The following is a 418-nucleotide window of genomic DNA, read 5'->3' on the forward strand; positions in this document are numbered from 1 at the left end:
GGCCGGGGACGCGAGCGGGCGCGCGGCGTCGTGCAAGACCACCGGGCCCGGTCCCTGGGCGGACCGCGCCGCTTCGAGCGGATCGGTGTGCAGCGAGACCGGCAGGCCGTCGACGAGCCGACGGGCAGCCGCTTCACCCTCCGAGTCGACCAGCAGCACGACACGGTCGACCGCCCCGGAGGCGAGCAACGCCCGGACGGCCCGGAGAACGACGGGAACACCGAGCAGTGGCGCCAGTACGTCGCAGGGGCCGTCGACACCGGGCCGGTGTGCGACGACCACTGCGACGGCGCCCTGTGTACGGGGCGCGGAGCGGTTCAGGAGGCGGTCGCCAGGACCTCGTCGAGCAGGATCTCGGCCCGCTCCTCGTCGGTCCCCTCGGCGAGCGCGAGCTCGCTCACCAGGATCTGCCGCGCCT

Annotated in this window: 1 protein-coding gene and 1 pseudogene; both read right to left on the reverse strand. The window is 74.9% G+C overall.

The features are described 5' to 3' along the window. The coding region (locus I6F37_RS41785) for a 2-C-methyl-D-erythritol 4-phosphate cytidylyltransferase (protein ID WP_225154638.1) at positions 1-282 on the reverse strand (282 nt) is incomplete at its 3' end. A gap of 35 nt (positions 283-317) precedes the next feature. Continuing rightward, a pseudogene (locus tag I6F37_RS46730) lies at positions 318-418 on the reverse strand (CarD family transcriptional regulator); the annotation flags it as partial.

The organism is Bradyrhizobium sp. NBAIM08, assembly GCF_020193935.1.
GTDB classification, from domain to species: Bacteria; Pseudomonadota; Alphaproteobacteria; order Rhizobiales; family Xanthobacteraceae; genus Bradyrhizobium; species Bradyrhizobium yuanmingense.